This window comes from Streptomyces sp. SBT349 (assembly GCF_001083795.1).
Taxonomy (GTDB): Bacteria; Actinomycetota; Actinomycetes; order Streptomycetales; family Streptomycetaceae; genus Streptomyces.
On record NZ_LAVK01000485.1, the window covers coordinates 1 to 4427 of the forward strand.

The 4427-nt window shown below is 71.1% G+C and carries 5 protein-coding genes; 3 read left to right on the forward strand and 2 right to left on the reverse strand.

The features are described 5' to 3' along the window. Positions 1–197: 197 nt before the first annotated feature. A complete protein-coding gene (locus ADY01_RS33315; RefSeq protein ID WP_063784454.1) occupies positions 198–647 on the reverse strand; it encodes an ATP-binding protein in 450 nt (149 codons plus the stop codon). A 197-nt stretch (positions 648–844) separates the two neighbouring features. Between ADY01_RS33315 and ADY01_RS33320 the strand changes: the two genes are divergently transcribed. The 3 genes from ADY01_RS33320 (at position 845) to wrbA (ending at position 2764) form a co-directional block, all read left to right on the forward strand. Beyond that, entirely contained in the window at positions 845–1702 is an 858-nt protein-coding gene (locus ADY01_RS33320; protein ID WP_049580492.1) for a helix-turn-helix domain-containing protein, read from the forward strand. A 5-nt stretch (positions 1703–1707) separates the two neighbouring features. Next, entirely contained in the window at positions 1708–1977 is a 270-nt protein-coding gene (locus ADY01_RS33325) for a DUF397 domain-containing protein (RefSeq protein ID WP_049580493.1), read from the forward strand. Between the two features lie 172 nt (positions 1978–2149). Continuing rightward, positions 2150–2764: an NAD(P)H:quinone oxidoreductase gene (gene wrbA / locus ADY01_RS33330; RefSeq protein WP_049580494.1), complete on the forward strand. Its 615-nt coding sequence runs from the start codon at positions 2150–2152 to the stop codon at positions 2762–2764. Positions 2765–2855: 91 nt separating this feature from the next. Here the strand turns inward: wrbA and ADY01_RS33335 are convergent, their stop codons facing one another. Then, positions 2856–4382: an MDR family MFS transporter gene (locus ADY01_RS33335; RefSeq protein ID WP_063784455.1), complete on the reverse strand. Its 1527-nt coding sequence runs from the start codon at positions 4380–4382 to the stop codon at positions 2856–2858. Positions 4383–4427: the final 45 nt, after the last annotated feature.

The following is a 4427-nucleotide window of genomic DNA, read 5'->3' on the forward strand; positions in this document are numbered from 1 at the left end:
GCTCGGCCGGGGGCGGGGGTATGAAGGCCACGGAACTCCCTCGGTGCGAGGCGCGAGGCGGCGGCAGGACGCCGGAAGAGTAGCAAGAGGGGCCCGGGGCACGGAAACACAGGGTTGTCGTACGATCACAGCGAAATGTGGCATGTGTGCCGTGCCCCTCCCGCCGCGCCGGGCGATCGCCCGCCGGCGGGTACGGTTCAGGGGCGCACCTCGGCCCAGACCGTGCAACCCCGGCCGTTCTCGGGGGAGATGACGCCCCAGCGGGCGGCCAGCGCGTCGAGCAGCATCAGCCCCCGGCCGTGCTCGGCCTCGGAGCTCGGGGCGCGGGGGAAGAGGCGGGCGAGCCCGGGGCCCTCGTCGGCCACCTCAAGGCGCAGGCGGTGCCCCGCGGATTCGAGGCGGCAGATCACGATGTGACTGTCGGTGTGCAACAGTGCATTGGTGAACAGCTCGGAGATGATCAACTGCGCAGTGTCACGGACCGTGTCCGGGAGACCCCAGCGGTCGGCCCGGCGCGCGACCCGGCTCCTGGCGTCGGCCACCGAGGCGGCCACGGCGGGGAGTTCGAATCTCTCACCGCGCCTGTGCTCCCTGGGGTCGACGGATGGGGGGAACGGGAGCGGCGTCGTGCCGTGAAGTGGGGACACGGTCCTGGTCGCCTTCCGTGGTGCTGAAGCCGTCGTGAGCTGAGTCACGTGTTAACTATGCGCATTCGTGCGAGTGTTGCGCAAGGGGAGTTCTGCGATTTGCAGAAAGCGAAGAGACGTCTGTCGATGCCACTACCGGGTGTGGCAAACTTCTTCCTGACGTCGATTGAAGTGAAGTCAGCGGTGCAGGAGGCGACGTGGCAGAGGCGCGGTCGGGGCCGACCGTCGGGCAGATCGTCCTCGGGCTCCGTCTGAGGGACCTGCGCGAGCGTGCCGCTTGCTCGTTCGCCGAGGCGGCCAGGGCGCTCAGCGTCAACACCACCACCGTACGGCGGATGGAGAAGGCGGAGGTCGGTCTCAAGCCGCTCTACGTCAAGGCCCTGTTGGAGCGGTACGGGGTGCCGGGGCCGGAGGCGGAGTCGTTCCTCCGGCTGGTCGAGGAGGCCAACAGGCCCGGCTGGTGGCACCGTTTCCGCGACGTGCTGCCCGACTGGTTCAGCCTCTATGTGAGCCTGGAGGGCGAGGCCAGCCTCATCCGCGCCTATGAACCGCACTGCGTCCCCGGGCTGTTGCAGACCGAGGACTACGCGCGCGTCCTCCTTCGGACCGGCTTCCCCAGCGCTCCCCAGAAGGAGATCGACCGGCGGGTCGCCCTGCGCATGGAACGTCAAGAGTTGCTCTCCCGCTCACGGGCGCCCCTGCTGTGGGCCGTGATCGAGGAGCAGGTGCTGCGCCGCCGCGTCGGACCCGCGTCCGTCATGCGCGCGCAGATCGACCGGCTGATCGAGGCGACGGCGTTGCCCAACGTCACGCTCCAGATCATGCCGTTCACCGCCGGTCCGCATCCCGGCATGTTCGGGCCGTTCCAGCTCTTCCGGTTCGAGATCCCGGAACTGCCCGACATCATCTACGCCGAGAGCTTGACCGGCGCGGTCTACCACGACGAGCGGCCGGACACGGTCGCCTATCTCGAGGTACTGGACCGCATGGGTGCGCAGGCCGCACCGGTTCACGACACCGAGGCGATCCTCGGTGCAATTCGCAAGGAGCTCTGACCGCCATGAGTGACCACACGCGTCAATCGACTCATTCGACGGGACCCATATACAACGGCATGCCTGCCCGGGAGCTGGGGAGGGAGGGGTGGCGCAAGCCGTGGAGCGGTACCAACGGCGGCAACTGTGTGGAGGCGCTGAAGCTGGCCGACGGGCGTGTGGCGCTGCGGCAGTCGACCGACCCGGACGGGCCGGCGCTCATTTACACCCACCACGAGATCGAGACGTTCATCCGGGGCGCGAAGCGCGGCGAGGCGGATTTCCTGCTGGCCTAGCGGCCAGGACGGCAGCGGTTCCCACGGGCCGCGGGGCAGCGCGAACAGCGCGACTCGGCGGCCTTTTCGCTTGCCCGGGGTGGTGCGCGCGGGGGGCCGGGGCGACGGTGTAGTTTAAGCTTCAACCTATAGCCCCGGTCCCCCAGGCGGACCACCGAGTGGAAGGTCATCCATGAGCACACCCGTCAAGCTCGCCGTCATCTACTACTCCGCCACCGGCTCCAGCGCCTCCCTCGCCCGGGAGATCGCCCGGACCGCGGAGAAGGCGGGCGCCGAGGTGCGGACCCTGCGCGTCGCCGAACTGGCTCCCCCGGAGGCCATAGCCTCGAACGAGGCGTGGGCCGCGCACGCCGCCGCCAGCGCCGACGTCCCGGTCGCCACGCCCGCCGACGTCGAGTGGGCGGACGCCGTGATCTTCGGCACCCCCACCCGCTTCGGCAACGTCTCCTCGCAGCTCAAGCAGTTCCTCGACCAGCTCGGCGGGCTCTGGGGCCAGGGGAAGCTGGCCGACAAGGTCTACAGCGGCTTCGTGACCACGGCCACCCGTCACGGCGGCCAGGAGTCCACGCTCCTCGCCCTGTACAACTCGGTGCACCACTTCGGCGGCGTCCTGGTCGCCCCCGGATACACCGACCCGGCCAAGTTCGTCGACGGCAACCCCTACGGCACCTCGCACGTGGACGCCCAGGGCAGCCTGCCGGTGGACGAGGACGCGCTGGCCGCGGCGCGGGTGCAGGCCGCGCGGGTCGTGCGGTTCGCCGCGGCCCTCAAGGGCGCCGACGCCTGAACCAACCGGCCCGGCCCCGGGCGCGCACACGCCCGGGGCCGTTCCGTTCCGTTCCGCTATGTCGCGCCCCGTCGCGGGCGCTCGGGGATGCTCAGGGCCGGGGCGGTTCGTCGCCCCCGCCGGTGGTGGTCCTGAGCGCCGTCTCCTTGATGAAGAGCGTGAACACCAGCGCGAGCAGCGCGCAGGGCGTCGCGTACAGGAAGACGTCCCCCACCCCGTGCCCGTACGCGCCCTCGATCACCGCGCGCAGCGGCCCGGGGAGCGCGTTCACATCGGGGATGCCGCCCCCCGCCGCCGCGGCGGACGAGGCGCCGCCCCCCGCCGCCGGGTCGGCGAGGCCGTCCTCGGTGTAGGCCGAGACCCGGGTGGCGAGCAGCGCCCCCAGCACCGAGACGCCGATGGCGCCGCCGAAGGAACGGAAGAACGCGACCACCGAGCTGGCGGCGCCCAGGTCGGCCGGGCGCGCCTGGTTCTGGGTGGCCAGCACCAGGTTCTGCATCAGCATGCCGAGCCCCAGGCCCAGCAGGGCCATGAACACCCCGACCCGCGCGTAGGGGGTGTCGTACCGCACGGTGCTCAGCAGGCCCGTCCCCACGGTGATCAGCAGGCCGCCGGTGACCAGCCAGTGCTTCCAGCGTCCGGTCCGCGAGATCAGCTGCCCCGACAGCGTGGACGAGACGGACATGCCCACGATCAGCGGGATCGTCATCACGCCCGACATCGTCGCGCTCTCCCCGCGCGCCAGCTGGAAGTACTGGCTGAAGAAGACGGTTCCGCTGAACATCGCCACCCCCACGAAGAGCGAGGCGACGGAGGTGAGCGCGATCGTCGTGTCCCGGAAGAGCCGCAGCGGGATGATCGGCTCGCTCGCCCTGGCCTCGACGACCAGGAAGAGCGCGCCGAGCGCGAGCGAGCCGCCGACCATGGCGACCGTCTGCCAGGACGCCCAGGCGTACGCGTCGCCCGCCAGCGTCACCCAGATCAGCAGCAGCGAGACCGCCGCGCTCACCAGCGCCGCGCCCGCCCAGTCGATCCGCACCTCACGCCGCGTCACCGGCAGCCGGAGCGTGCGCTGGAGCACGACCAGCGCGGCCACGGCGACCGGCACGCCGATGTAGAAGCACCAGCGCCAGCCGAGCCCCGGCGTGTCGGTGATGGCGCCGCCGATCAGCGGGCCACCGACCGTGGCCGCGGCGAAGGTCGCGCCCAGGTAGCCGCTGTACCGGCCGCGGTCGCGCGGCGGGATCATCGCCGCCAGGATGACCTGCGAGAGGCCGACGAAGCCGCCGATGCCCAGGCCCTGCACGACGCGGACCGCGATCAGCATGGCCGGATTCTGCGAGAGCCCCGCGACGAGCGAGCCGGCGACGTAGATGACCAGCGAGGTCTGGATCAGCAGCTTCTTGCTGAAGAGATCGGCGAGCTTGCCCCAGAGCGGCATCGAGGCCGTCATCGACAGCAGCGTGGCGGTGACGACCCAGGTGTAGGCGGACTGGCCGCCGCCGAGGTCGCCGATGATCTGCGGCAGGGCGTTGGTGACGATGGTGGAGGAGAGGATGGCGGCGAACATGCCGAGCAGCAGCCCGGACAGGGCGCGCATGATCTCCCGGTGGGTCATCGCGACGGCGCCCGGCTGGGGGGAGGCCGCGGTGGCGGGTAGGGG